We start from the raw sequence: 24,427 nt of genomic DNA, 5'->3' as shown, positions 1-24,427 counted from the left end.
GACTATTCCGCGGCCTCCGCCAGCAACTGAACTTGTAAATAATGATGGATATCGCGCGCGGCGTCCTGGCCTTCGCGCACCGCCCAGACGACCAGGGACGCACCCCGGACGATATCGCCGGCGGCATAGACACCGTCGACCGTGGTGGCGAATTCGCCGGCCATGGTCTTGATGGTGCCCCAACGGGTGACTTCGAGCGCGGGCTCATTGAACATGACCGGCATGTTTTCCGGTTCGAAGCCGAGGGCCTCGATGATCAGGTCGGCAGGCAGGTCGGCCTCGTTGCCGTGAATGTCCTCGATGCCCTGGCGGCCTTGCGCGTCGGGCGTGGTCAGGCGCATGCGCTGGATACGCAGACCCGTCACGTGCTCGGCATCACCCAGAACGGCCTTGGGCGCGCTCAGCCATTCGAAGCGCACGCCTTCTTCCTCGGCGTTGGAGACTTCGCGGTCGGAGCCCGGCATGTTGGCGCGGTCGCGGCGATAAACGCAGGTCACCGACTTGGCGCCCTGGCGGGTGGCCGTGCGCACGCAGTCCATGGCCGTGTCACCGCCGCCGATGACGACGACGGTCTTGCCCTCGGCATTAAGGCGGCCCGAGGTAAAATCGGCGATGTCGTCACCGAAGCTGACCTTGTTGGCGGTGATGAGATAATCGAGCGCCGGCACCACGCCCTTCGAGCCGCAGCCTGGTGCCGTCAGGCGGCGCGCCTTGTAGACGCCGGTGGCAACCAATATGGCGTCATGCTTGCCGCGCAGCTCTTCGAAGGTGATGTCGTTGCCGATATCGCAGTTGAGCACGAATTCGACCTTGGACGCCGCCAGGCGATCGGTGCGGCGGGCGACGACGTGCTTTTCAAGCTTGAAGGACGGAATGCCATAGACCAGCAGGCCGCCGGCGCGGTCGTGGCGGTCGTAGATGGTGACCTGGTAACCCAGGTTGCGCAGACGGTCGGCGGCGGCGATGCCGGCCGGGCCCGAACCGATAATGCCGATGCTCTGGACGCGTTCGACGTCCGGGACGATCGGCTCGATCCAGCCCTCATCAAAGGCCATGTCGGACAGATAGCGTTCCACCGAACCGATGGTGACGTTTTCCCAGCCCGACTGTTCCAGCACGCACGAACCTTCACACAGGCGATCCTGCGGACAGATGCGGCCGCAGATTTCCGGCAGGGTCGAGGTCGCGGCCGACAGTTCCCAGGCTTCCTGCGGACGGCCTTCGGCGGTCAGGCGCAGCCAGTCGGGGATGTTGTTCGACAGAGGACAGCCATGCTGACAAAAGGGTACGCCGCACTGCGCGCAACGCGATGCCTGATGCGACGCATGTGTCGGTTTGAAGTCGGCATAGATCTCATTGAAGTTAGCGACGCGTGTTGTCGCGTCGGACTTCGCCGGACCTTTTTTGACTTCAACCACAAAGCGGTTCGTATCCATCGTCGTACCCTTTAACTATGCTGTATTAGCGGACTGTGACAGCCGCCGGGGCTTAAAGCGGAAAAACCCCGGCGGGGAAAGGAAAAATTGTTACGTTCGTCATCATGTCCCGCCGTTTTTTCCGGTCTATGACATAAATGCCGTAGTGGTATCGCGTGATACCAGATTTGCGGCAGGAAATATGCCCGAAAGAGGCAAAAAACCTGCCAAAACGCCCTAAGGCGAAAGTTTTTACCCATTCGTGGCCTTTTGGCACACCGTCCCGACCAAATCATACCCTTCGCTGCATTGCAATATTTCTGCCATACAGACGAAGCCCTGACATGCAAACCCCCTCGGCTGGCTTTCGCAGCGCGAGGGGGATGAAGCGGCACCGATGTCTTTAGATCATCCGTGCAGTGTCTCCCCGTGCTGCGACATATCGAGGCCTTCAATCTCCTCCTCCTCTGTCACACGCAGGCCTGTTGTGTATTTGCAGACCATCAGGATCGCGAAGGTTACGACCGCGCTCCATGTGATAACGGCGGCGAGGCCGATCAGCTGTTTGAGTACGGTGGCATGGGCTGCCGCATCGCCGGTATTGATCGTCTTGTCGACGAAGACCGCTGTCAGGACCGCACCGGTAAAGCCGCCGACGCCGTGCACGCCGAAGGCGTCCAGACTGTCGTCGTACTTGAACATGTTCTTGACATAGGTCGAGGCGATGTAACAGATCGGGCCGGCGATGATGCCGATGGCCATGGCGCTACCCGGGCCGACGAAACCGGCCGCCGGCGTGATGGCGACCAGGCCGACCACCATGCCGGAAACCATGCCCAGCAGGGTCGGACGCTTGCGCTCGATCCATTCCGGAACCAGCCAGCCGATGGCGCCCGTCATGGTGGCGGCGATAGTGTTGAGCATGGCGACCGAGGCCAGGGAATCCGCAGCCCATTCCGAACCGGCGTTGAAACCGATCCAGCCGACCAGCAGCATGGAGGCGCCGACCATGGTGTAGCCGAGATTATGCGGCGCCATGTTGTCGCGACCGAACCCCTTGCGCTTGCCCAGCACCAGGGCAGCGACCAGGCCGGCGACACCGGAATTGACGTGGACGACCGAGCCGCCGGCGAAGTCGAGCACGCCCAAGGCGCCCAGCCAGCCGCCGCCCCACACCCAGTGACAGACAGGTGCATAGACCAGCAGGCTCCACAGGGCGGTAAAGAGGATGAAGGCCGAAAACTTCATCCGCTCGGCGATCGAACCGGCAATCAGAGCCGGCGTAATAATGGCGAAGGTCATCTGGTAAGCGACCCAGAGAAACTCCGGCAGGCCCTTGGCAGCGGAATAGGCCGTGTTGTGGTTGACGCCGTTGAGCATGACGGAATCAAAACTGCCGAGCACGGCATTCCATCCCGGATTAGGGCCAATACCGAAGGCCAGGGTGTAGCCGACGGCGATCCAGATCACTGTGGCAATAACGGTGACCGCGACCGATTGCGCCAGGGTGGCCAGCAGGTTCTTCTTGCGCACCATGCCACCATAGAACAGCGCCAGGCCGGGCAGGGTCATGAACAGGACCAGGGCGGTGGCGACGATCATCCACGCCGTGTCGCCGGAATTGAGGGCCAGGGTCGCCTGATGGGCCAGCAGGTGCGGCGCTGCACCGGCCGTCGTCGTTACAGGCGCCGTAACAGCGGTCGCTACGGCGACCTGTGAACTGACTGCGGCACTGATCAGAGCAAACGCCATAAATTTCTTATCCCGGCCAAATCATCGATATCAGAGCATTGCATGACGCAGCCACCGCCGGAACGGGCTCCGGTGTGCAGACGCGAAATGTGACGCATAATTCGTCCATAACAGGACATTAGCCACTTGAAAAGGCAAACTTTTCGCGTGCCATCACAATTTTTCGGAAATTTTCCGACGCAAAGATAAAATCCGGCAATCGAATGTCATAATCCGTGAACGACCTACCTCCGCGCAATGGAAAGAGCCGCTTTTTGTCATCGTCGTCCGTGCGAGCCTCTCAAGTCAGCCTGGCTGGAATAATGTGACCAGGCTGGCAAAAACCAGCGATCGTCGCCATGTACCGAACATGGACCGTGAAGAGAGAGAGACATGACCGAAGGCGTTCCGACATTGGCGGATTGGGCGGGTGGATTGCCGGCCTTCGAAAAGCTGACAGAATCCTTTTATGCCAAGGTTCCACTAAATCCTGTCCTGGCACCGGTATTTGCCGGCATGAACCCGGACCACGCGCGGCACGTCGCTGCCTTCATCACCGAGGTTTTCGGCGGGCCCACGAGCTATTCGGACCTGGGTGGTTCCCACGCCGGCATGATTGCGCACCATTTCAACAGACATCTGACGGAGGCACAGCGGCGCGCGTGGATTGCCTTAATGCTCGATACCGCAGACGAAGTCGGACTGCCAGACGACCCTGAGTTCCGGGCCGCATTTGTTGGTTACCTGGAATGGGGGACAAGACTGGCCCGAATAAATTCCCAGGACGGCAGTGCGACTGTTAGTTCAGACGCACCGATGCCGTCGTGGAACTGGGGCCCGCCCGGAGGACCCTGGATGGGCTGACCGATGCGGCCATCCGCAGCCTAGCCGTTAAAAGATGTCACGGCCTTGACGATCTCGTCCTGGGTCGCCTCATCGATATAGGGGCTGAACGGCAATGAGATGACCGTCTTCGACTTGGCTTCGGATACGCCCAGGTCGCAACCGCCGGCCGTGAACATGGAATAGCCGGGCTGTTGATGCAGCGGGATCGGATAATAGACGGCCGACGGCACGCCCATGTTGCGCAGGTGGGCCTGCAGCCCGTCGCGGTTCTCGTGCTCGATAGTATATTGCGCCCAGGTCGAGACGAACCCGTCCCTGACAAAAGGCACGCTCATGACCTTGCCGTCCAGCAGTGCATTGTAACGCTTCGCCACCGCCTGGCGCAGTTCGATCTCCTCGCCGAAAATCTCCAGCTTCTCGATCAGCACCGCCGCCTGGATGGTGTCCAGGCGCGAATTCATGCCGACGCGGACGTTGAGATACTTGGCTTCATGGTCGAACTGCATCGTCGCGACATCGGTCGGCGTCGCACCGCCGTGAACGCGGAACGAGATCATCCGCTCCATCAAGGCGTCATCATTGGTCACCACCGCACCGCCGTCGCCATAGCAGCCCAGGGGCTTGGCGGGATAGAAGCTGGTCGCCGTCGCCACGCACCATTCCAGCGGCTGCTTGTCATTGATTGTGCAGCCGAAGCCCTGGGCCGAGTCACAGATCAGAGGCAGGCTGTGCTTGCGCGCTACCTCAGCCAGGGCCGGATAGTCGGCGGGCTGGCCGAACAGGTCGACGGCGATGATGGCAGCCGGCTTGAGACGGCCTTCCGCCGCCACGTGGGAGATGGCGGCATCCAGCTTGGCCGGATCGATATTGTAGGTGTCGCCGAGGATATCGACAAAAACCGGTTCGGCGCCGGTCATCGGCGCCACTTCGGCCGTGGCGACAAAGGTGAAGGCCGGCACGAAGACGGCATCGCCCTTGCCGATACCCAGGCCCAGCAGGATCAGTTCGATGGCGTCGGTGCCGTTGGCACACGACAGGCAGTGTTTTGAACCGGCAAAGGCGGCCATATTGGCTTCGAAGGTCTTGACTTCCGGGCCCATGATGTAGGCGCCGTGCTTGATCACCTTCAGCACACCCTCCTCGATTTTCGCGCCAATACGCTCGCGTTGGACGCCGAGGTCGATGAACGGGATAGCCATGGGAAGAACCTTGCACTAAACAGGGCCGCAAACGCGGCGACCCATGCGCTTTAGCAGTCTATGAAATCAATGCACCTCAAAAGGCATTTCCCAAAGTTTCAATAAAAACCGCTTTCTAGGCTCATCCGGGGTTGGCGTCAGGCATTTGTCTGACTATATAGTCACCAGCAAATGCGTCTTGTTAACGCTAACACTGTGGCCTATACACGCCGCAAATTCCAATGCCACACAATCTCGAGGAGAACGATATGTCGGTAAAAGGTAGCCTGATTAACGGTGAATGGGTCGTCACGGAGAAGACCTTCAACGACATCAACCCCTCCGACACCAATGACATTATCGGCGTCTATTCGACCGCCGGCGAGCCGGAGGTCAAGGCCGCCATCGCCGCCGCCCGTGAAGCCTTCGAAACCTGGCAGTATTCGACGCCGCAGCAGCGCTTCGACGTGCTCGACAATGCCGGCACCGAAATCCTGGCCCGCAAGGCCGAACTGGGTGCCCTGCTGTCGCGCGAAGAGGGCAAGACCCTGCCGGAAGGTATCGGCGAAGTCACCCGCGCCGGCCACATCTTCAAATATTTCGCCGGTGAGGCGCTACGCGCCCACGGTGAAGTGCTCGATTCGGTCCGTCCCGGCGTCAAGGTCGAAATCACCCGCGAACCGGTCGGCGTCATCGGCCTGATCTGTCCGTGGAACTTCCCCATCGCCATCCCGGCGTGGAAGATGGCCCCGGCCATTGCCTTCGGCAACACGGTCGTCTGCAAGCCCGCCGAACTGACCCCGGGCTGCGCCTGGGAACTGGCCGACATCCTCAACCGCGCCGGCCTGCCCAAGGGCGTGCTGAACGTCGTCTTCGCCCGCGGTTCGGTCGCCGGCCCGCTGATGATCGACGGCTGCGACGCCATCTCCTTCACCGGCTCGGTGCCGACCGGCACGCGCGTTCGTGACCAGGCCGTCGCCAAGGGCAAGCGCGTCCAGTGCGAAATGGGCGGCAAGAACCCGGTTGTCGTGCTCGACGACGCCGATCTGAACAACGCCGTCAATTCGGTGCTCAACTCGTCCTTCTTCTCGTCGGGCCACCGCTGCACGGCGTCGTCGCGCATCATCGTCACCGAAGGCATCGCCGATACCTTTGTCGCCGCCCTGGCCGAAGCCACCAAGGCGATCAAGGTCGGCGATTCGCGCGCCGACGGCGTCCAGATGGGCCCGATCGCCTCACAGGAACAACTCGACATCGCGCGTGACGCGGTCGCCAAGGCCAAGGCCGAAGGCGGCACGGTCGTCGCCGGCGGCGAAGACCTGACGTTCGGCACGCCGGGCTACTATTACGCCCCGACCCTGATCGACAAGACGACGGTCGATATGGCGATCAACAAGGACGAAGTCTTCGGGCCCGTCGCTTCGGTCATCCGCGTCAAGGATCTGGAAGAAGCCATCAAGGTCGCCAACGACACCGAATTCGGCCTGTCGGCCGGCATCTGCACCAAGTCGCTGAAATCGGCCGAGACCTTCAAGCGCCGCATCCAGTCGGGCATGGTCATGGTGAACCTGCCGACCGCCGGCGTCGACTACCACGTGCCGTTTGGCGGCCGCAAAGGCTCCAGCTATGGCCCGCGCGAACAGGGCGCCTATGCCAAGGAATTCTACACGATCGTAAAAACGGCCTATCAATTCCCGCTATAGGTTTCACAGCGATATAAGGCTCTGAAAAGGCGGCTCCAGACGGGGCCGCCTTTTTGCTGTTATCAACACCTGCAATCTCCAGTATAACGGCAACGCTCCCGCCTCCCCGCATTGGAGATTCCCATGTCCCTGTTTTTTCCCTGGCTCGACTCGCCGTCGTGGCCCGTGTCCGCGCCGGCCAACCTCAATCAGCCTATTCTGCCGGGCTGGTCGCTGTTCACGGTGAATGAAAACAATTCCTCCGCGCCCGACACCGAACGCCGCATCGTCGCCCAGGACTCCTACGGCCGCCAGATCGGCCGGATGATGGAGGTGGTCGAGCTGCTGGTCAAGGAAGCCGAAAAGAGCAATCCTGACCTGACCAACGCGAAATGCGTCAAGGACCTGGCCGAGCTCAAGGCGCGCATCGACGAAGCCAAGCACGATGCCCAGAAGACACGTCAGGCTCGCCTGGTCGAAGATCTGCTGGCGCTGAAACGGACCGATGAAAAGACCTTCGCTGCGGTGCTTAAAGCCGTCAACCTGTCTTAAGGACTTCACCTTCCGGGGCACCACGGTCCAGCCGATCCGGCAGCGCCTCGCCGTCCGGCACAAAGTCCATGGCCACCGAATTCATGCAGTAACGCAGGCCCGTTGGGCGCGGGCCGTCATTGAACACGTGTCCCAGATGCGAGTCGCAGCGTGCACAGCGGATCTCGATGCGCACCATGCCGTGCGACGTATCGCGGATATTGCGGATATGGTCCGGGTCTATGCCCTGGTAGAAGCTGGGCCAGCCCGAGCCGGAATGGAACTTGGCGCGGCTGTCGAACAGAGGCAGGGCGCACAGATTGCACACATAGGTGCCCTCATCCTCGTATTCGTCGAATTTACCGCAGAAGGGCGCCTCGGTGCCATGATTGAGCAGGATACGCCGCGCCTCCGGATCGAGCCGCGCAGCCAGATCCTTTAGCTGATCGGCAGTCGGGGGTGTGAGGTCAAAACCGAGGGCGGACTTGGTCATGGCGAGGGCTTTCTTCACTTTGCCCTCCCTATTCATGGGAGGGGGGACCGCCGAGGGCGGTGGGCGGGGCGTTCGTCAGAAGATACTACCACCGACGATCAACCGGTTAGCCTCTATATACTGTCTCCTGACCGTCCCAGTTACGCCCATCACGAAATTTTTTGCGAAACTCGGCCCACTCCGAGGCCTTTTGCTCGAAGATATGCAGGTCGTGGCGCACGCCGTCCTTCAGGGTATGATCCTTCAGCACCCCGACATGCCGATAGCCGTTAAACTGCTGCAGCCGGATCGTCCGCTCGTTCCAGTCGACGACGTGATTGACCACCTTGTGCAGGCCCATGGTGAAAAACGCATGGTTCAGGGTGCCGACAAAATTGTAGATGGTCAGTTCCTTCGGCGCGTCGGGATCGCCGATATAGACGCCCAGTTCGCCAATCTGCGACACCCGGTCAGTAACCGTCACAGAAGCATAGCCAACATCGCGGCCCTCGATCTGCACGATGGCGTGCTGGTAATCGTCACGCGCATTGGTACGTGCGATCCACGCCTCCTGCCGCGCGATATCGTAGGGCACGTCGGTCAGCATATATTTGGTGATATGCGGCGCCGTCCGCCAATCGAGCAGAAGCCTGGCGTCTTCGACCGTCGGCCGGCGATAGGCGAGAAATTTAAACATAGCCCATGGCCTCCAAAATCCGTCCAACACCACGGCCATCGACAATCTCATGCGCCCGTGTCGCGATGAGATGACGCCGATCATCATCCGCCAGCAGATCGGCAACGCGCGCGGCCAGATCGTCGGGCAAGCCCGTACGCATATCGATCACCGGAAAAGGGCATGCCGTCAGCGCCGCCTTTTGATTATCATAAACCACCAGCACCAGGGCCGGCAGACCCATGGCGGCCACTTCACCGACACTGCCGCCGGCAGCGGTTACGACAAGATCCGAACAGGCAAGAACGCGGCCAACGTCGTCCGGCGACCAGAAAAGGTGCAGGCGCGGCAGATGCTCAGCAAGTATTTCCAGATGGGATAATTGCTGGCTGGCCGGTCCGATAATCACCTTGATGGCGACATCGGGCAGGGCGTCGTGCAGCCGCCGGGCGACCTCCGGCGTCAGGCCCGTCGGATCGCTGCCGCCGAACATGACGGCGACCGATGGCCCGGTCATCAGCGGCGCGCCCGGTTCGCGGAATTCGCGCCGGATCAGAGCATAATCCGGCCCCAGCAGCATCCGGGCGGCCGTTCTTGGGCCATAGACCTCAAACGACGCCGCCATAGCCGGATTGATCAGCAGGTCGCAGTCGAAGCGATCCAGTTCAACGAGATCGTCGAGCACGGCTACCCGCGTTACGCCATGCAGCTCAGCGATGTAGCCGGCGGTAGCCTTGTAGCTGTCGATCAGCAGCCAGTCGTCGGGCAGGATTACGCGCTTCATGCCTTCGACATCCGGACCGAAATCACCAACCGCATCGATCGTCATGCCCGGTAAACAGCGCTCGGTCACGGCCGCATCCAGGTGGCTGACCAGAAAATGCACCGGGATATTCCGCGCAACCGCCGTTTCCGCCACGGCAAAACAGCGCATGAAATGCCCCATGCCGGTCTGCGTCGACGCTTCAGTGCGAATGAACAATCGGCCTGTCATGTAGGAATGATCTGGCTGGCTTCGGGTAATTGCCCCAACAACAGAATGCCTACCCCCGCCATGACTATCTGATCGAGGCGTTTCGTTGAGTTGGACCAAATAAATACAGTCCTCCACCGCTTGCGGGGGAGGTGCCGCCGAAGGCGGCGGAGGGGGGACCTTTTGAACAACACTTCAAGCTTGACCCAAGGCCTGTGCGTTTGTCGATAGCCTGTGGTGTTCGTTGAAGACGTAGAATGCCCCCCTCCGGAGCTTCGCGCCACCTCCCCCGCAGGCGGTGGAGGACTGTCTATACAATCACAACCGGATATCCGAAGGACATAGGACAGGTGGCGGAGCAAAACATCACCCGAATGCCGAAAGGCTCGCGCAGATAAATCCATTCTATGGCACCCGGATAATCTCATGCACCGCCGGCGCCTGGGTCCGCCACAGGGCCGTCGACCACGACCAGCCAACGCCAAATCCGCACAGCAGAAAGGTTTGCTCGCCCTCGACCGGCTTGCGACTCAGGTGATCGCAGATGGCCAGCGGTATCGAGGTCGAGGAGGTATTGCCAAAATCCTTGACGGCGTAGACCATCTGGTCGTCGCGCGCCTTGATCTTGTGGCCCAGGGTCTTCAGCATCATGGCATTGGCCTGGTGCAGGATGACGTGATCGACGTCTTCGATCGCCAGCTCCGCCACGGCCAGGGCGCGAGTGATCGACGGCGCCACCTGTTTCAGCGAAAACGCCATGACCTGGGTGCCGTCCATAAACAGCTCGGCCTTGCCCGGCTGGGCCAGACCACCGGTTTTCGAGATCAGATACGGCGCCCCCGAACCATCGGTGCCCAGATCAAAAGCCAATCCTCCGTCTTCGGACATTTCCAGCGCCGTCACCGCCACGGCATCGCCAAATAACGGCGCCAGGGCACGATTATCATCGGTGATCATGCGTGTGGTCATGTCGCCGGCGACCAGCAGGGCACGTTTTATACCCGCCGTCTGCATCAGGCTGGCTGCGATCGACAAACCGTAGACATAGCCTGAACAGCCGAGCGACACATCGAACGCCACAGTACCATGACCCAGGCCCAGGCGGTTCTGCATCACCGCTGCTGTCGATGGCAGGGGATAGTCCGGCGTCTGGGTGACGACGATCAACAGGCCGATGCTGTTCGCCGTCCAGCCGGTGCGCTCCAGCAGCACCTGCGCCGCCGCCACGCCCAGATCGCTGACTGTATGGGCCGCGCTGACCGGTCGGCGCTCGATTCCCGTCGCCGCGATAATCTTTTTCATCGTCTCGGCGCCGAAGGCTTCGGACAGGCTGTCGTTCTCGACCACGGTCTGCGGCAGGGCGGTGACCACGCCGACAAGGCGCAGGGGAGGGCAGGAGAAGGCCGTCATGAGGTCAGACCGCCGTCGACGACCAGGGTCTGGCCGGTGATAAAACCCGCCTCATCCGACAGCATAAAGCGCACGAGATGAACGATGTCGGTCAGTTCGCACAGCCGGCCAAGGGGCGTGCGGCGGACGATCTGATCCAGTTGCCGGTCGTCCAGCCCCTCCGACAGCGCCGTCTTCATATAGCCGGGCGCGATCGAATTGACCGTGATCCCCAACCGACCGACCTCGCGGGCCAGGGCGCGGCTGAAGCCGTCCATGCCGGCTTTCGACGCAGCGTAGGCCGTGAGGCCCGTATAGCCGCGCAGACCGGTGATCGAGGAGATGTTCAGTACACGGCCTGACTTGCGCGACTTCATCATCTGGCGCAGCGCTGCCCGCGCCAGGCAGATGGCGCCGGTCAGATTGACCTGCAAAACGCGTTCGATATCGCTGACTGGCAGGGTCGACAAAATGCCCTCGACCGACATGCCGGCATTGTTGACAACGCCCCACAGCCGCAGCTCCGGAAAGGCCGCCACAGCGGCCGTCACAAAGGCCTCAATCGCCGCCGTATCGCCCATGTCGACCGATTGCCAGAAGAAGCGGCCGTCATGCACCGCGGTCAGGGCGGCCAGATCGTCATTGTGTGTCGTGCTGCAGCCGGCCACGGCGTACCCCTGGGCCAGCAGATCGCGAACCAGAGCCAGGCCCAGGCCACGACTGACGCCGCTGACCATTACCCATTTGCCCGCCGATGCGCTGTGGCCCGTCGCCATATTAAGTCCTCAGTTTCTTGCCCGTGGCGCCGACCGCGATGTGATCGACAAAGCGCAGCGACGCTGGCCGTGCGGCGCGTGGCAACAGGGCCAGATGTGCCCTGATTTGCGCCTCGACGCCACCCGACAGGTCAGCGCAAAAAGGTTTCAGAAGTATGTCCGCCGTCAGGATATGACCCGTGATCGGATTGGGCTTCGGCGTCACCCGGACTTCCTGGATGAATGGCAGGCCCAGCAGGTGGGCCTCGACGGTCTCGGGATAGACCTTGACCCCGCCGATATTGACCATGGCGTCGCGCCGGCCGCGAAACAGTACGCGATCATCGATCACCTCGACGACATCGCCGGTATCTCGCCCGCACACCCGCAAGGTATCATCGGTTATGGCCAGATCGTCGCCAAGAAGGCGGGTGGGAAAGCCCGCCAGGCCATCACTGACGGTCAGGATGGTGCCAGCCTCGGTCGTGGCGTAGATATGGCGCAGATGGGCATCGGGGAACCGCGTACGCAGAGCCGTCAGGATCGCCTGGTCGGCCGCCTCCCCGCCCAGCGTAACCGCCTTCAGGTCTAACGGGCGATCGCCCAGTGCCATCAGAAAGGCCCGCCAGAAGGTCGGCGTCCCCGAGATATGCGTAACACCCTGTGCGACGGCCTGTGCTGCCATTTCGGTGACATCGGCGCCATAGGCTGGCGCGACCAGCACGTGACCACCAATCACGGCCGAGAGAATGACCTGCAGCCCGGCATAGCTCCCCGGATTGAAGGTGAGCAGCCAGCGCGCCTGCTCGCCTTCACCGGCGCGGATCTTCGCAGTCAGGGCGGCGAGATCGTGGCCGACCCATTTCGGCAGACCTGTCGTGCCCGAGGTCTGCAGCCATATCTTGCCATCAGGATTGTCGTTTGGTGGCGGCGCCGACGCATCGCGCATCAGGTACGTACCGGCGCCCTGGATTGCGCGTATGACGCCTTCTGTACCTGACATGGCCACATCGACCACCGCGTTACCGGACGGCGTCAGGTCGCTGACGATCCGGTCGTCCTCGATAAGTTCGAAGCCAGGCCTAATCACCGAACAGGGCCGCCAGCTCGCCGGCCGTGTGGAACAGAACGAAGCCGTTGGCGAACGGCGTCTTGCCCGTCTTCTCCTCCAGCACGACAACCAGCGTCGCCAGGTCGAGGCTATCGATATCCAGCGGCCCGCTCAGCAAGACGGTATCGGCGGCGATCTCACCGGTCTCGGCGCCCTTGTCGCTGAGGATTTGCGTCAGTTCGGTGCGGATCAGGTCCAGGGTGCTCACGGCAAGAATTCCTTCAGTGCGGCCACCACGACGCCGGAGGCCTCCATATGGGGCAGATGGCCCGCCCCCGCGATAATCTGGACCGGTGGCAGATAGCGGTCTTTCGGCATCGGGATCAGTCGGTCGTGATCGCCCCACATCAGCTTGACCGGCACGCGGATCTTCGACCAGTCGAAACCTTCCGGCGACAAGGCCAGACCGTAGGCCTTCGCCTGGCCCAACAGCTTGTGCATGGCGTCTCGCCGGTCGTCGTCTCCCGCGGCCGTATATAGCGACACAGCCAGGGAGGTGCGAAGACTGTCGCCGCTCGGTCCCAGCAGATGCGCCGCCAATACACCGGCATTGACCTCGTCCGGCGCCGCCAGGAAAGCGTCCAGCGCGTTGTGATGGAACTCACCGCCCAGTCCGGCCGGTGCAATCAAGGCCAGGCTGGCGACGCGATGCGGATGGGCAAGAGCAAACCCCAGCGCGATCTTGGCGCCCATCGAGTGGCCTACAATATGACCGTCGGCCATGCCCAGACGATCGAAGACTTCGTCCAGCCATCCCGTCATGAAGGCCAGGTCCGCCGCCCCGACGTCGGCCGTGGTACGGCCATGACCGGGCAGGTCAACCGCGATCACCCGGTAGTGCTGGGCCAGGGGCACCAGGCACAGCTGCCACGTCAACAGGTCGGCCCCGAAGCCATGAATGAGCATGACCGCGGGGTTGGCGGGATCACCCAGTTCGAGATAGGAGAAATGGCCGTGGCTATGTGTGGCTTGCGAAATCGAAATCCGCCGCGACGGTCTCACGGGCGCCATGACCTGAGCAGCGGGGGTCATGCCAGGAAGCCTCCGTCGACGCACAGGATCGACCCGGTAATCCACCGCGAGGTATCAGCCAGCAGAAAGGCAATAGCTGCCGCGACGTCGTCGGGATGACCGAGGCCCAGCGGATGCATGTCGACAACCCGCTTGAAATTCTCTTCCGACAGGATGGTACGAAACTGGTCCGACATGGGTGTGTCAACCATGGCCGGCGCTACCGCATTGACCCGCACACCGTCGCGCACCAGTTCTACCCCCAGCCCCTTGACGGCGGAAATAATACCGCCCTTGGACGCGGCATAGACAACATTGCCGGGTGCTGTTTTCAAAGCTGCGGACGATGAGACATAGACCAGCGAGGCCGGGCTGGCATGACAGGCTCTCAACCGAAACCCTTGCGCCAGCATGAGTGCCGCACCGAGATTTTGCGTTAGAACATCCGTTACAAACTGGGCGTTGATCGCTTGAATCGGCTTGGTGGCCTGGACGCCAGCGCAGTGGGCGATACCGTTGAGTGGCCCGACTTCCGTACACAGAGCTTTCAGCCACGGCACGATCTGTTCCAGTTGCGCCAGATCGAAAATCCGGCCCGAATGGCCCTCACCTTCGAGCAGGGACAGCACTTCGTCCAGCCGTTCCTGGTTGCGGCCGGACGCGACGACCCTGGCACCCAACCGTGAGAGATAGACCGCCGTGGCCTTGCCGATACCGGAGGTAGCGCCGGTCACCAGAATGGTCCTACCGGCCAGGGACATGGGGTTGAAAGCGGGCATACTCATGTATCGCTTCCCAGTCCCATCTGCCGCGCATAGGCGTTCTGAAAATGCGCGATACGGCCTTCCAACTCTCCCAGCAAAGGTGGCCGCGACGTCATCTCACGCGTCCCTTGTTGCGCTATGGCGCAGATGGCGGCGTCCTCGTTACGCACCTGGGCGGCAAAACTCTTCAGGCTGTCGACCACCATATCGCGCGCCGCTCGACCATTGTTCTTCGCCAGCCATGAAGTCGAGTTGATCCGCAGCTTATCAGGCCCCGTCGGATCGAAGGTCTGGAAGGTCAGAAAGGCACCGTAGGAAAAGGTTACGACGATATTGGGGAAGATCAGAAAATTGCCGTATTGCGGATAGATGGTCGACGGCTCGAGCTTGATCGATTTCGCGACCTGGTCCCACCATTTCAACGAGCGTTCCTTGAGGTTTCCGGTGTATCGGCTGTGGTCGGCATCGGTTGAAATCGCCAGATCGATCGACAGGATCAGGCCAAAGCTTTCGGCGTGGACCAATGGCACATGATAGCCTTCTGCGGCATTGTCCATGCCGAGTTTCCAGTTGGCCGCCCAATCGTACGAGGCCTGCTCGAAGCGGTCGGGACAGACTTCGGATACGTGGGCCAGGTCATCGTAAAACGAACCGAGAAAGGTCTTCAGATCCGGCCCCTCGGCCGCCATGCGGACAAAGACGAAATGCCCGACCGTTTCCAGGGCGTAGCTCTGCAGGGCCAGGGCCTGCTTGTCGGCCTCATTGAATCCGAAACTCTGCTTGTTGAGCGGGATGCCGATCGGCTTGCCGCCGGCGTCGTAGGTCCAGCCGTGATAGGGACATTGCAGCACGCGATTGCCCGACTTTTCGCACTGGATCCGCGAGAAGCGGTGCGAGCAGACATTGCGAAAGGCGCGTAGTTCGCCGTTGAAATTCTGCACCACGATGCTGTGTGGCCCGATCTGCGCCGTTACGAAATCCTGGTGGTTTTTCAGATCCTCGACAAAGCCGACACACAGCCACGAAGGTTTGAACACCTGTTCTATTTCGGCGGCCAAGACGTCGTCGCGCCAGTAATGGTCGGCGGGAATCTTGCCCAGCCTGGCCTGATAGGAGGTAAGCAGATGATCGCCCGTATCCATCACGCCAGTTCCACGACCTGTGGCGCCGGCATGGGGCCGACCGTCAGCTTGACGGCGCTCCACGACCAGCCGACGCCGAAACCCATGACGACCAGTTCCTTCGGCGCGTCGAAGGCATCACTGAGCTTGGCCGCGATGGTCAGAGGGATGGAGGCCGAGGACGTATTGCCGTAGGTTTCCATGGCGATCGGCACCTTGTCCTCGGGCAGGCCAGACTTCTTGCGCAGATGGTTGAGCATGAAGACATTGGCCTGGTGGAACAGGACATAGTCGATATCGTCGATCGTCGCGGACGCGGTTTCGAAAATGGCCTTAACCAGAGGTGGAACGTTTTTCAGGGTGAAATTGAACACCTCGGTGCCGTTCAGGTGCAGACGTGACTTGCGATACAGTTCCTCGGCCCGGTCCGGCGCATGCGGCTCCTTCGGCGGCAGCAGCGGATGTTTCAGCGCCCCGGCCTCGACCATAATGTGCTGCGCGCCCGATCCATCCGTGCCGAACACGCCGTACATGTCCTTCGCCGCCGCATCGAGTTCCAGCGCGGTCGCCGAACCGGCGTCACCAAACAGCGGAATGGTGCTGCGATCGCCCTCCAACAGCTTCGACGTCGAGACATCGCCGGCCAGGACCAGGGCCCGCGGCGGCCGGCCATCGATCTTCAGCGTTTTCATCAACGACGCTGCCGTCCACAGGCCGTAGGCATAGCCCGAACAGCCGAGATTGATATCGAAGGCGAGGCACGATCCCAAACCCAGCCGCGCCTGCAAAGCGCAGGCCGTGGCCGGAATGACGAAGTCGGCGCTCTGCGTCACCATGATCAGCACATCGATGCTGTCGCGCGCCCAACCCAGCTCATCAAGCAACCCATCGGCTGCCTTTTGACACAGGTCAGAGGTGAGGATGTCGGCGCGGGCGATATGGCGTGAGCGCACACCGATCGAGCCCATCAGGCGTTCGCGTTCCACCGCGTCGGGGATCAGGTTTTCCTCTTCCAGCGTACGCGTGGCGGCGGGCACGCAGGCGCGGACGCCGCGGACAGCAATGCCGGAAAGAACCGCTTCGGTCATGATCTCAATCCCAGAACGCGCTACCATCTTGACGTGATTCGCCGATCACGCAGATGCGTCAAGGTGGCAGCAAGGTTTTAAGGGAATATTGACGGAATCGCGATTTGATTAACCGCAATACACGCCTGATGCGTGCAAAGGAAACACCATGGACAAACCCGCCTTTTTCGCCGCCGTGGCGGACATACTCGAAGCCGATCCCGCCGGCCTGACCGGCGACGAGAAGATTGCCGAAGTGGGCAACTGGGACAGCCTGTCGGTCATTACCTTCGTCGCCATGGTCGATTCCGATCTCAACCAGATCGTCGACGGCGAACAGCTAAAAGACGCCAAGACGCTCAACGACCTGGCGGCCCTGGTCGGCCTCTGATGAGTCTGCGCGAACGCCTGAAGACGCGCGTTCCGTCCTTCCAGCGCTTTATCGAGCGCGCCCGCGCCGATGCGCGCAATCCGGCCTATGACCTGCTGCCGTTGCTTAACCTCGGCCAGCGCGACGCGTTTACGAAGACGCTGGCCGCCTTCTCGCCCAAGACAACCGACCTGACCCTGTCACAGGCGGCGCGCGACATGGTCACACAGTTGCGCACCGATGGCGTAACCGCCTATCAGCCGCCCCTGTCTGCACCCGTGCTGAACGGCCTGCTCGACTATTTTAAGGCAACACCGTGTCACGACCCATGGCGCGGCCATCTCGGCACCTTCCCATGGGACCAGCCGGCGTCGGAAGAGACCAATATCGGCTACTATCACTGGGAAGAAGTGTTGAACGCGCCCGGCATGGTCGCGTTGATGAATGCGCCCGACGTTCTGGCGGTCGCCGAGGCCTATCTTGGCTGCAAGCCGACCATCGACAATATCGGCTGCGCCTGGTCCTATCCCGGCCGCGACACGGCCAAGGGCGTGCAACGTTTCCATCGCGACTACGACTGTGCGCGCAGCTTCAAGGCCTTCTATTACCTGACCGACATCGATATGGAGTCCGGACCGCACTGTTACGTCCGCGGTTCGCACCGCGACCGCCGGCTCGAAACCGGCAAGGCGCAGACGGACGCCGCCATTGTCGAGACCTTCGGCGCCGTGGATGTCCTGACCCTGGCGGCCCCCGCCGGCACCTGGTTCCTCGAAGACGTCTACGGCTTTCATAAGGGTCTGTTGCCGACGGCAAAACCACGCCTGCTGTTGTCGGTCGAATATAATCTCTACCCGTCACCGCTGTCGCCGAAAGCGCCGCTAGTAGACCGCGCGCCGCACTACGATCCCTATATCAACCGGCTGTTTCTTAAATGAAGAAGCTTGCGGTCATTCCGGCGCGCGGCGGTTCCAAACGCATCCCGCGCAAGAATATCAAGCCCTTCTACGGCAAGCCGATGATCGCCTATTCGATCCAGGCGGCGCTCGACAGCGGTCAGTTCGACGACGTCATCGTCTCGACTGACGACGAAGAGATCGCCCAGGTCGCCCGCGATCACGGCGCCACGACGCCCTTCATGCGTCCGCCGGAATTGGCCAACGACTATGCCGGTACTGGCGAGGTCGTTGTCCACGCCATCAACTGGTTCCGCGATCAGGGTACGCCCTACGACGCCGTGTGTTGTATCTATGCTACCGCGCCTCTGCTCGACCCCGCCCGTCTGTGCGAAGGCTGGGACAAGCTGCAGCAACCCGGCCGGCGCTTCGCTTTTTCGGTCACCTCCTATGCCTTTCCGATCCAGCGCGCTTTCCGCCGAACAGAGAACGATTCGATCGAAATGTTCTGGCCGGAAAATCTCAGCAAACGCTCGCAGGATCTGGAGTCAGCCTATCATGACGCGGCGCAATTCTACTGGGGCTGGGCCGATGCCTGGACGGGTGGCGAGATCGCCTTTTCACCCATCTCCGCGCCGGTTATCCTGCCGCGCACCCAGGTCGTCGATATCGACACACCCGAAGACTGGGAAGTCGCAGAGCTGGCCTATAAGGTTTTAAAGGGCAGGTAAGTTTAGCGCCAGGCCGGAAACGGCCTGCGATCATTTTACGATTTTGTACGCTCCCGCCAAGACCAAGGCCGCCTGACGGATTGGGGCTTTGCAGGCGTTCGGCTACCGGATTGCAGAAGTCACTGATTTTACAGTAATTTTCAACGCGGAAAGCGCGGAAAAGACCGACAAGGCGCGGAAATAAAGAAGTAAGTGTACAGAGTCTTGCCCGAAGGGCCTTATGCCAAGCCTGCGTCAGCGATCATGAAAAGAAAGCGCTTCGCGCGGACGACGGCGTAACCAAGATTTCCGCGCCTAGTCCGCCTTTTCCGCGCTTTCCGCGTTGAAAAATGACTGTAATTTCCAAATGGTACGCGACGGCTATGCCACCCTTAGTCAACCTCAAACGACTCGATTTCCGTGACAGAGAGCGAGGTCATGGCAGTATCACCACGTCGCTCAGGGTCGACACGCCCGATTCATTGAACGCCTCAACCGCGACATAGTAGCCGACGCCGACATTCAAAGCCTTCAGGTCCAGAGCATGACCGTGCTGGCGACCACTATCCTCCTCGAACAGTTGATAGGTCAGGGTCAGGCGGTCAGGCTTGATCCCCCACAGGACATTGTAGCCAACGGCGCCCTTGACTGGCTTCCAGGCAATATGAGCGTCGCGGGCATCGGCATTGCGCACCGCCGTCACGCCGACAGGTTTGGCCGGTGCCGCACCATCGGCTGAACCAAACACCCGCAGGTCGCTAATCGCGAGATTCGGCGCGCCGATATGACCGTGGACGTAGCGCACGTAACGCGCCTTCACCGGCGCGGACAGCTCGACATAGGCATTGGGCCGGTCGCGGCGCTCGGCTCCGGTGTCGGCAAGCGGGGTCCAGGCCTTGCCGTCCAGCGAGCTTTCCAGCTTGAATTCGGTGTAGATGTCAGGCGAATCGGCAAACAGGCCGGATTTGTAGTCGGCATAATTGACCTGGACCGCGCGCACGGTTTTCACCGCGCCGAGATCGACGCTCAGGGTCTCGCCCGGCGCCGCACTGCCGGCCAGCCAGAAGGTACGCGGATTTTCATCGGCGGCATTTGCGGCGGTAAACTCACCCTGCACCGACGAGGCCGTCATCGGCTTGCGGTACGACAGCAGCATCCAGCCGGTAAACAGCGCTTCCGGGTCCTCGATCTTCGCGGTGGGCATGTAGTGCGGAAAATCGCCGAAGCGCGACGACACCGCCATCTGGCCATCGTCGTAGAACTTCGCCGGCAGCAAATCGATCCGCCGCTCGAAGGTCCAGTTGTAGCCGATCCATGGCGTGCCGGTGTTCCAGTAGTTGCCGTAGCGATCGGCAAAGGTCGATCCGTGCCCGGCGCCTTCGACAAAGCCACCCGGCTTATAGGCGACCGGGTTGTAATCGGCATAGGTGAAAGGCCCCATAGGACTGTCCGAAACATAGGTGCCGTTGCTATAGGCGTTATATTCCGTACCCGGAGCACCATATTGCAGATAATATTTGCCGCCGACCTTGTTCATCCACGCCCCTTCCATGAAGGGGTCGATATGGGTGCCGTTGGGCAGGCATTCGCAGTGGTCCTGGCCGAAGCGTTCCCAACCGTGCTGTTTGGGGTCGAGCTTGAACAGCGCCACTGGCTTGCCCTTATAGGCCAGCTTCTTCGCCGGATCGAGCTCGATGCCGTAGATCGGATAGACATTCGACGAGTCCCAATACAGGAACCACTTGCCGTCATTGTCCTTGAACAGGCCAGGGTCCCACGGCCCTGACGGAATCTGGTCGCCGGTCGGCGCCTGGCCGTCCCAGGCGCTGTTGGGCAGGGACGGCGTCAGACGCGTATAGAAGTCGAGCTTGCCCGAATCCGGATCGCTGGTCGACAATAAAGCCTGGGGCTTCATGCTGGATGGCATGATGATCAGCTGTTCACCGTCCGAAATCACCGCCGGCGCCACAATGCTGTTGAACGGCCAACGGGACGGCGCAACAAAGGTCCAGTCGATCAGGTTGTCCGACCGCCAGTAACCATCAGCCAGGGTCTCGAACAGGTAGTAGGTCCCCTTGTGCAGGACGATCACCGGATCGGCGCCCGTGCGGTACGAGATGCCCTCGTTCATCTGCTCGAAATTATAGCGATAATCGATGTCGATCGGATTGGCATAGGTGTGCCGCGTCTCGGCCTGCGCTGTCCCCGCACCGGCCGCCAGTAGGGCCGCAATTATGAACGCTGTCCTGGACATGGTTTCCTCCTGTTTTGCCGACCGTCTTAGCGCTCCCGGCAGCCCATGTAAACGCTTACATGAAAATCCCGCACCCCTTGACCTCGCCACCCCGCCGGTCCAAGACTTGGTTTCCGTTGCAAGCAAAGGGGCGCGATCATGATCTCCAGGCGATCCATCCTGTCGGGTGTGGCGGCAAGCTTGATCGCCATACCTGCCAACGCGACCACGCCGGTCCTGCCCGATGATAACCTGGCCCGCAACGCCAAACCCATCAGCGCCGATGAGCGCAAGACGCGTGGTCTCAAACTGCAGGGTCTGATGCAGGCGCAGAAGATCGCCGCCTTCCTGGTCGAGAGCGGATCGTCGCTCGACTATTTTACCGGCATCCAGTGGTGGCGTTCGGAACGCGTGACCGCGGCCTTGATCCCGGCCGATGGTGCTGCGATCATCATCACGCCGGCCTTCGAAGAGCCCTCCGTCCGTGAAACCCTGCAGATCGAGGCGGAGGTGCGGACGTGGGATGAGCACGAAAACCCAGAAGCCCTGATGGTGCAAGCCCTGAAGGACCGCAAGCTGACGAGTGGCCGGATTGCCTATGAGCCAACGATCCGCGCCTTTATTCTCGATGCCCTGCGTGCGTCGGGCGTCGGATTCGACGTCGTGTCGGGCCAGGGCCTGGTCAATGCCTGCCGCCAGATCAAGTCCTCCGCCGAGCTGGCTTTGATGCAGACGGCCAGCGACATCACCTTGGCTGCCTACCGCCGCGTCCATGCCGGCGTCACGGTTGGTATGTCGGGTAGCGATCTTTCTGCACTGATGGACAAGGCCACCCAGGCGTTCGGCGGCGAGCCCGATTTCTCGATGGCCCTGCTCAACGAAGCCAGCGCCTATCCGCACGGCTCGCACCAGGCCCAGACGGTGCGCGAAGGCTCGATCATCCTGATGGACTGCGGCTGCTCGGTCCATGGTTATCAATCGGACATCTCGCGCACCTGGATCTTCGGCCAACCGTCCGCCAAACAACGCAAGGTGTGGGAGACGGTCAAGCGCGGCCAGGAGATCGCGCTCGAAACCGCGGCACTCAACCTGCCGGTCGGGCGGATCGACGACGCGGTTCGCGCCTTTTATGAAAAGGAAGGCTGGGGTCCAGGCTATCACCTGCCCGGCCTGTCGCACCGTACGGGCCACGGCATCGGGATGGACGGCCATGAATCGCCGTATCTGGTGCATTCCGACCAGACACCACTGCAGGCCGGCATGTGTTTTTCGGACGAACCCGGCCTCTATATTCCGGGCGAATTCGGCGTTCGTCTCGAAGACTGCTGGTATATGACACCCCAGGGGCCGAAGCTGTTCACGCCGCTGGCCAAGTCGCTCGACGATCCGGTTTGAGCTGCGAATGGCGCTTCGAGAACGCGTCGAGCAGTCATTGCCGGGTCACTTTTTTGCAGGTTTGCCCACAGATTTTCACAGATTAGCACAGATTGCCCATGCACTTGGCCGCGATAGCGGCTTCCCAAAAAAGACCAGGGTCACTGCGCTGGCAGCGGGAATTCAAATGCTGACAATCTGTGCTAATCTGTGAAAATCTGTGGGCAAAATTCTTTCTTATCAAACGCTTGATAAATCTCTGAATCCGATAGCTCCGGAAAACGGACGAGCGAAGAAGATCAGACATAGTCGCCGATACAACACGATTGAAGAACCTTTGTCCTAATCTTCGTCGGCTTGTCCCGGAAATCCCGGCAGGCTGAGATCGTAGCGGATGGCCACGGCGCGCAGGATAAAGGCGGCGGCGAATCCTAACAGACCCGATGGCCAGAAGGCCAGGCCGAAGCCCTGACAGACGACAAAGACGATCGCCCCCAGCAGCGCCGCGGTGATGTAGATTTCGCGGCGCAGCAGCATGTTGGGTTCGCCCGCCAGGACGTCGCGAATCACGCCACCAAACGCTGTGGTCAGCACGCCCATCACCACCGACGACACAGGATGGACGCCCAGGCTGAGCGCCTTGGCCGTTCCCACTACGGCATAGGCGGCCAGGCCCAGGGCATCGAGCCACAGCAGGGCACGGAATCGCCAACCGCGTTTGCCCAGGCTCCACACGATGACCGCGGCGGCCAGACAGACGACCAGATAACCCGGTCGCTGGACCCAGAAGACAGGGGCACCGATCAATAAATCGCGCAGGGTACCGCCGCCGACGCCGGTAATGGCGGCGAAGAAGGCAAAGGTGATGATGTCATGCTTGCGCCGCGCCGCTGCCAGGGCTCCGGTGGCGGCGAACACGGCGACGGCGGCGTAGTCGAGCCAGAAGAGAGCGGTTTGCAGGGCGTTCATGGGGCCGGCCTTTATCACAGCCGGCCACGTCCGAACAGATGGGCGAACAGGCGGGCTTTATTTCAGCATCTCCACACCAGTATCGGCTTCCAATGTAAGGGCGCGATCGTCGAACATCATCGACATATGGCCCAGGCCCGGTACGACCGTCACCTTGATCGCCGGATTGACGGCGCCGATTTCGCTGGGGTAGGCGTTGGCGAAGAACAGTTCGTCATCGGCACCGATCAGGATGCGCGCCGGCTGATGGATCGACGCGACGGCCGGTTTCCAGTCGCGCGGCAGATTGGCCGAGGCCAAGAGGGCGTGGCTGTAGAAGCGCGGGCGCTGGTTGTCATTGACCGGAACCGCCATGGCCAGGACATTCAGGTGATCGAAGGCCGTGATGCCGAACCGATCGAGGATGGTCAGGACAACGATGCGCGGAACACTGACGATCGTCCATCCGCCTTCCGACGGGCGATCCATGGCCGTGCCGGGCGCAATGAAGGGCGACAGGGCCAGGTAGCCGTCGAAATTGCCGGCATAGCGACCGGACGCTGTGCGCAGGATGATGGCGCCGCCCATGGAGTGACCGACCAGCAGACGCTTTTCGCCGGGATGTTCGCGCTTGATAAGCTGGACCAGATCGTCGAGGTCGTCTTCGTACTGACCGCGATAGGCGACATCGCCAAGGCGTCCGTTCGGACCCGGGCTCATGCCGTGACCACGCAGGTCGACGGCATAGACGGTGACGCCGCGCGCTGCATAGGCCTTGGCCAGGCCGTGAACGGCCAGGGCCGTGCCGGAGGAGCCATGGACCAGGATCGCAACACCACTGCCGGGTTTGCCGGGGTAGTTGCGGTAGGCCAGTTTTGTGCCGTCGCGCGCCGTAAAGTAGCTGTAGGGGCCCAGTTCGCGGGCGTATTTGGCGAACGGGTCATTGGCGACTTCGACGGCGGCGATCAGCGGCGGGGCTTTGGGCGCGGTGAAGATCAGGACACCGGCGGCGACCGTGATCACCAGGCCGAAAATGACGGCGGTCGTGGTCAGGACGTGTTTAACGAGTTTGGCTAGCACGGTTGGGCTCCATGGGTAGGAAGGACGAGGTTGAGTTGACCCGCCTTGCTTACATGTCGGCCCGCCGGTATGGGTGGCTTGTTTCGCCACCGGT

24 protein-coding genes are annotated in these 24,427 nt (G+C 61.4%); 7 read left to right on the top strand and 17 right to left on the bottom strand.

From position 1 onward, the window contains the following. Positions 1-2: 2 nt before the first annotated feature. On the bottom strand, positions 3-1,436 hold the full coding sequence (locus AC1DXO_RS13805; protein WP_476978744.1) for an NAD(P)-dependent oxidoreductase: 1,434 nt from the start codon (positions 1,434-1,436) through the stop codon (positions 3-5). A gap of 387 nt (positions 1,437-1,823) precedes the next feature. After that, the gene (locus AC1DXO_RS13800; protein ID WP_476978743.1) at positions 1,824-3,167 is read right to left on the bottom strand and encodes an ammonium transporter; all 1,344 of its coding nucleotides are present in this window, start codon (positions 3,165-3,167) and stop codon (positions 1,824-1,826) included. Between the two features lie 372 nt (positions 3,168-3,539). Here AC1DXO_RS13800 and AC1DXO_RS13795 point away from each other — a divergent pair, with 372 nt between their 5' ends. Further along, a complete protein-coding gene (locus AC1DXO_RS13795) occupies positions 3,540-4,010 on the top strand; it encodes a group II truncated hemoglobin (RefSeq protein ID WP_476978742.1) in 471 nt (156 codons plus the stop codon). 20 nt (positions 4,011-4,030) lie between these two features. Here the strand turns inward: AC1DXO_RS13795 and AC1DXO_RS13790 are convergent, their stop codons facing one another. Next, entirely contained in the window at positions 4,031-5,191 is a 1,161-nt protein-coding gene (locus AC1DXO_RS13790; RefSeq protein ID WP_476978741.1) for a DegT/DnrJ/EryC1/StrS family aminotransferase, read from the bottom strand. A gap of 248 nt (positions 5,192-5,439) precedes the next feature. Here AC1DXO_RS13790 and AC1DXO_RS13785 point away from each other — a divergent pair, with 248 nt between their 5' ends. Further along, positions 5,440-6,873, top strand: a complete 1,434-nt coding sequence (locus AC1DXO_RS13785; RefSeq protein ID WP_476978740.1) for an aldehyde dehydrogenase family protein — start codon at positions 5,440-5,442, stop codon at positions 6,871-6,873. A 123-nt stretch (positions 6,874-6,996) separates the two neighbouring features. Beyond that, entirely contained in the window at positions 6,997-7,404 is a 408-nt protein-coding gene (locus AC1DXO_RS13780) for a hypothetical protein (protein ID WP_476978739.1), read from the top strand. Here the strand turns inward: AC1DXO_RS13780 and msrB are convergent. The 11 genes from msrB to AC1DXO_RS13725 all read right to left on the bottom strand — a co-directional run bounded on the left by msrB (position 7,391) and on the right by AC1DXO_RS13725 (position 16,743). Further along, positions 7,391-7,876: a peptide-methionine (R)-S-oxide reductase MsrB gene (gene msrB, locus AC1DXO_RS13775; protein ID WP_476978927.1), complete on the bottom strand. Its 486-nt coding sequence runs from the start codon at positions 7,874-7,876 to the stop codon at positions 7,391-7,393. The genes AC1DXO_RS13780 and msrB overlap by 14 nt on opposite strands. A 106-nt stretch (positions 7,877-7,982) precedes the next feature. After that, positions 7,983-8,552, bottom strand: coding sequence for a GNAT family N-acetyltransferase (locus tag AC1DXO_RS13770; RefSeq protein WP_476978738.1), 570 nt, complete (start codon positions 8,550-8,552; stop codon positions 7,983-7,985). After that, positions 8,545-9,513 (bottom strand): UDP-2,4-diacetamido-2,4,6-trideoxy-beta-L-altropyranose hydrolase, encoded by a 969-nt coding sequence (gene pseG / locus AC1DXO_RS13765; RefSeq protein WP_476978737.1) that lies wholly within the window; start codon positions 9,511-9,513, stop codon positions 8,545-8,547. The genes AC1DXO_RS13770 and pseG overlap by 8 nt, the downstream gene beginning before the upstream one ends. A 396-nt stretch (positions 9,514-9,909) precedes the next feature. Then, positions 9,910-10,914 (bottom strand): ketoacyl-ACP synthase III, encoded by a 1,005-nt coding sequence (locus AC1DXO_RS13760; RefSeq protein ID WP_476978736.1) that lies wholly within the window; start codon positions 10,912-10,914, stop codon positions 9,910-9,912. Next, positions 10,911-11,669, bottom strand: coding sequence for an SDR family NAD(P)-dependent oxidoreductase (locus AC1DXO_RS13755; RefSeq protein WP_476978735.1), 759 nt, complete (start codon positions 11,667-11,669; stop codon positions 10,911-10,913). The genes AC1DXO_RS13760 and AC1DXO_RS13755 overlap by 4 nt, the downstream gene beginning before the upstream one ends. Position 11,670: 1 nt before the next feature. Beyond that, on the bottom strand, positions 11,671-12,738 hold the full coding sequence (locus tag AC1DXO_RS13750) for an AMP-binding protein (protein WP_476978734.1): 1,068 nt from the start codon (positions 12,736-12,738) through the stop codon (positions 11,671-11,673). After that, positions 12,731-12,967 (bottom strand): phosphopantetheine-binding protein, encoded by a 237-nt coding sequence (locus tag AC1DXO_RS13745; RefSeq protein WP_476978733.1) that lies wholly within the window; start codon positions 12,965-12,967, stop codon positions 12,731-12,733. Before AC1DXO_RS13745 ends, AC1DXO_RS13750 begins: the two co-directional genes overlap by 8 nt. Then, a complete protein-coding gene (locus AC1DXO_RS13740; protein ID WP_476978732.1) occupies positions 12,964-13,791 on the bottom strand; it encodes an alpha/beta fold hydrolase in 828 nt (275 codons plus the stop codon). The genes AC1DXO_RS13745 and AC1DXO_RS13740 overlap by 4 nt, the downstream gene beginning before the upstream one ends. After that, positions 13,788-14,555, bottom strand: coding sequence for an SDR family NAD(P)-dependent oxidoreductase (locus tag AC1DXO_RS13735; protein WP_476978731.1), 768 nt, complete (start codon positions 14,553-14,555; stop codon positions 13,788-13,790). The genes AC1DXO_RS13740 and AC1DXO_RS13735 overlap by 4 nt, the downstream gene beginning before the upstream one ends. Further along, the gene (locus tag AC1DXO_RS13730; RefSeq protein WP_476978730.1) at positions 14,552-15,676 is read right to left on the bottom strand and encodes an aromatic ring-hydroxylating oxygenase subunit alpha; all 1,125 of its coding nucleotides are present in this window, start codon (positions 15,674-15,676) and stop codon (positions 14,552-14,554) included. The genes AC1DXO_RS13735 and AC1DXO_RS13730 overlap by 4 nt, the downstream gene beginning before the upstream one ends. Further along, positions 15,676-16,743, bottom strand: a complete 1,068-nt coding sequence (locus AC1DXO_RS13725; protein ID WP_476978729.1) for a 3-oxoacyl-ACP synthase III family protein — start codon at positions 16,741-16,743, stop codon at positions 15,676-15,678. Before AC1DXO_RS13725 ends, AC1DXO_RS13730 begins: the two co-directional genes overlap by 1 nt. A gap of 148 nt (positions 16,744-16,891) precedes the next feature. Here AC1DXO_RS13725 and AC1DXO_RS13720 point away from each other — a divergent pair, with 148 nt between their 5' ends. Genes AC1DXO_RS13720 through pseF form a run of 3 tightly spaced genes read left to right on the top strand, consistent with a single transcriptional unit; the run spans position 16,892 to position 18,719 of the window. Continuing rightward, entirely contained in the window at positions 16,892-17,113 is a 222-nt protein-coding gene (locus AC1DXO_RS13720; RefSeq protein WP_476978728.1) for a phosphopantetheine-binding protein, read from the top strand. Beyond that, complete coding sequence (locus AC1DXO_RS13715) at positions 17,113-18,030, top strand: phytanoyl-CoA dioxygenase family protein (RefSeq protein WP_476978727.1); 918 nt, start codon at positions 17,113-17,115, stop codon at positions 18,028-18,030. Before AC1DXO_RS13720 ends, AC1DXO_RS13715 begins: the two co-directional genes overlap by 1 nt. Continuing rightward, positions 18,027-18,719, top strand: a complete 693-nt coding sequence (gene pseF, locus AC1DXO_RS13710) for a pseudaminic acid cytidylyltransferase (protein ID WP_476978726.1) — start codon at positions 18,027-18,029, stop codon at positions 18,717-18,719. The genes AC1DXO_RS13715 and pseF overlap by 4 nt, the downstream gene beginning before the upstream one ends. Before the next feature lie 415 nt (positions 18,720-19,134). Here the strand turns inward: pseF and AC1DXO_RS13705 are convergent, their stop codons facing one another. After that, positions 19,135-20,952: a discoidin domain-containing protein gene (locus AC1DXO_RS13705; RefSeq protein WP_476978725.1), complete on the bottom strand. Its 1,818-nt coding sequence runs from the start codon at positions 20,950-20,952 to the stop codon at positions 19,135-19,137. A 138-nt stretch (positions 20,953-21,090) separates the two neighbouring features. On the opposite strand from AC1DXO_RS13705, the gene AC1DXO_RS13700 reads away from it, so the two are divergent. After that, positions 21,091-22,326 carry a M24 family metallopeptidase gene (locus AC1DXO_RS13700; RefSeq protein WP_476978724.1) on the top strand — a complete coding sequence of 412 codons (1,236 nt, stop codon included), beginning with the start codon at positions 21,091-21,093 and terminating at the stop codon, positions 22,324-22,326. Between the two features lie 321 nt (positions 22,327-22,647). Here the strand turns inward: AC1DXO_RS13700 and AC1DXO_RS13695 are convergent, their stop codons facing one another. Together AC1DXO_RS13695 and AC1DXO_RS13690 are read right to left on the bottom strand one after the other, a co-directional pair. Further along, complete coding sequence (locus AC1DXO_RS13695; RefSeq protein WP_476978723.1) at positions 22,648-23,274, bottom strand: trimeric intracellular cation channel family protein; 627 nt, start codon at positions 23,272-23,274, stop codon at positions 22,648-22,650. A gap of 57 nt (positions 23,275-23,331) precedes the next feature. After that, complete coding sequence (locus AC1DXO_RS13690) at positions 23,332-24,333, bottom strand: alpha/beta hydrolase (RefSeq protein ID WP_476978722.1); 1,002 nt, start codon at positions 24,331-24,333, stop codon at positions 23,332-23,334. Positions 24,334-24,427: the final 94 nt, after the last annotated feature.

The sequence above is a fragment of the Asticcacaulis sp. P2_C5 genome, from assembly GCF_056404555.1.
Note: the sequence above shows the minus strand (reverse complement) of the source record. Positions and strands in the feature narration are given on the sequence as shown.

Coding starts and splice junctions, on each gene's coding strand:
- AC1DXO_RS13805 (WP_476978744.1), bottom strand. CDS start 1,436: ATGGATACGAACCGCTTTGTGGTTGAAGTCAAAAAAGGTCCGGCGAAG.
- AC1DXO_RS13800 (WP_476978743.1), bottom strand. CDS start 3,167: ATGGCGTTTGCTCTGATCAGTGCCGCAGTCAGTTCACAGGTCGCCGTA.
- AC1DXO_RS13795 (WP_476978742.1), top strand. CDS start 3,540: ATGACCGAAGGCGTTCCGACATTGGCGGATTGGGCGGGTGGATTGCCG.
- AC1DXO_RS13790 (WP_476978741.1), bottom strand. CDS start 5,191: ATGGCTATCCCGTTCATCGACCTCGGCGTCCAACGCGAGCGTATTGGC.
- AC1DXO_RS13785 (WP_476978740.1), top strand. CDS start 5,440: ATGTCGGTAAAAGGTAGCCTGATTAACGGTGAATGGGTCGTCACGGAG.
- AC1DXO_RS13780 (WP_476978739.1), top strand. CDS start 6,997: ATGTCCCTGTTTTTTCCCTGGCTCGACTCGCCGTCGTGGCCCGTGTCC.
- msrB (WP_476978927.1), bottom strand. CDS start 7,876: ATGACCAAGTCCGCCCTCGGTTTTGACCTCACACCCCCGACTGCCGAT.
- AC1DXO_RS13770 (WP_476978738.1), bottom strand. CDS start 8,552: ATGTTTAAATTTCTCGCCTATCGCCGGCCGACGGTCGAAGACGCCAGG.
- AC1DXO_RS13760 (WP_476978736.1), bottom strand. CDS start 10,914: ATGACGGCCTTCTCCTGCCCTCCCCTGCGCCTTGTCGGCGTGGTCACC.
- AC1DXO_RS13755 (WP_476978735.1), bottom strand. CDS start 11,669: ATGGCGACGGGCCACAGCGCATCGGCGGGCAAATGGGTAATGGTCAGC.
- AC1DXO_RS13740 (WP_476978732.1), bottom strand. CDS start 13,791: ATGACCCCCGCTGCTCAGGTCATGGCGCCCGTGAGACCGTCGCGGCGG.
- AC1DXO_RS13735 (WP_476978731.1), bottom strand. CDS start 14,555: ATGAGTATGCCCGCTTTCAACCCCATGTCCCTGGCCGGTAGGACCATT.
- AC1DXO_RS13730 (WP_476978730.1), bottom strand. CDS start 15,676: ATGGATACGGGCGATCATCTGCTTACCTCCTATCAGGCCAGGCTGGGC.
- AC1DXO_RS13725 (WP_476978729.1), bottom strand. CDS start 16,743: ATGACCGAAGCGGTTCTTTCCGGCATTGCTGTCCGCGGCGTCCGCGCC.
- AC1DXO_RS13720 (WP_476978728.1), top strand. CDS start 16,892: ATGGACAAACCCGCCTTTTTCGCCGCCGTGGCGGACATACTCGAAGCC.
- AC1DXO_RS13715 (WP_476978727.1), top strand. CDS start 17,113: ATGAGTCTGCGCGAACGCCTGAAGACGCGCGTTCCGTCCTTCCAGCGC.
- pseF (WP_476978726.1), top strand. CDS start 18,027: ATGAAGAAGCTTGCGGTCATTCCGGCGCGCGGCGGTTCCAAACGCATC.
- AC1DXO_RS13705 (WP_476978725.1), bottom strand. CDS start 20,952: ATGTCCAGGACAGCGTTCATAATTGCGGCCCTACTGGCGGCCGGTGCG.
- AC1DXO_RS13700 (WP_476978724.1), top strand. CDS start 21,091: ATGATCTCCAGGCGATCCATCCTGTCGGGTGTGGCGGCAAGCTTGATC.
- AC1DXO_RS13695 (WP_476978723.1), bottom strand. CDS start 23,274: ATGAACGCCCTGCAAACCGCTCTCTTCTGGCTCGACTACGCCGCCGTC.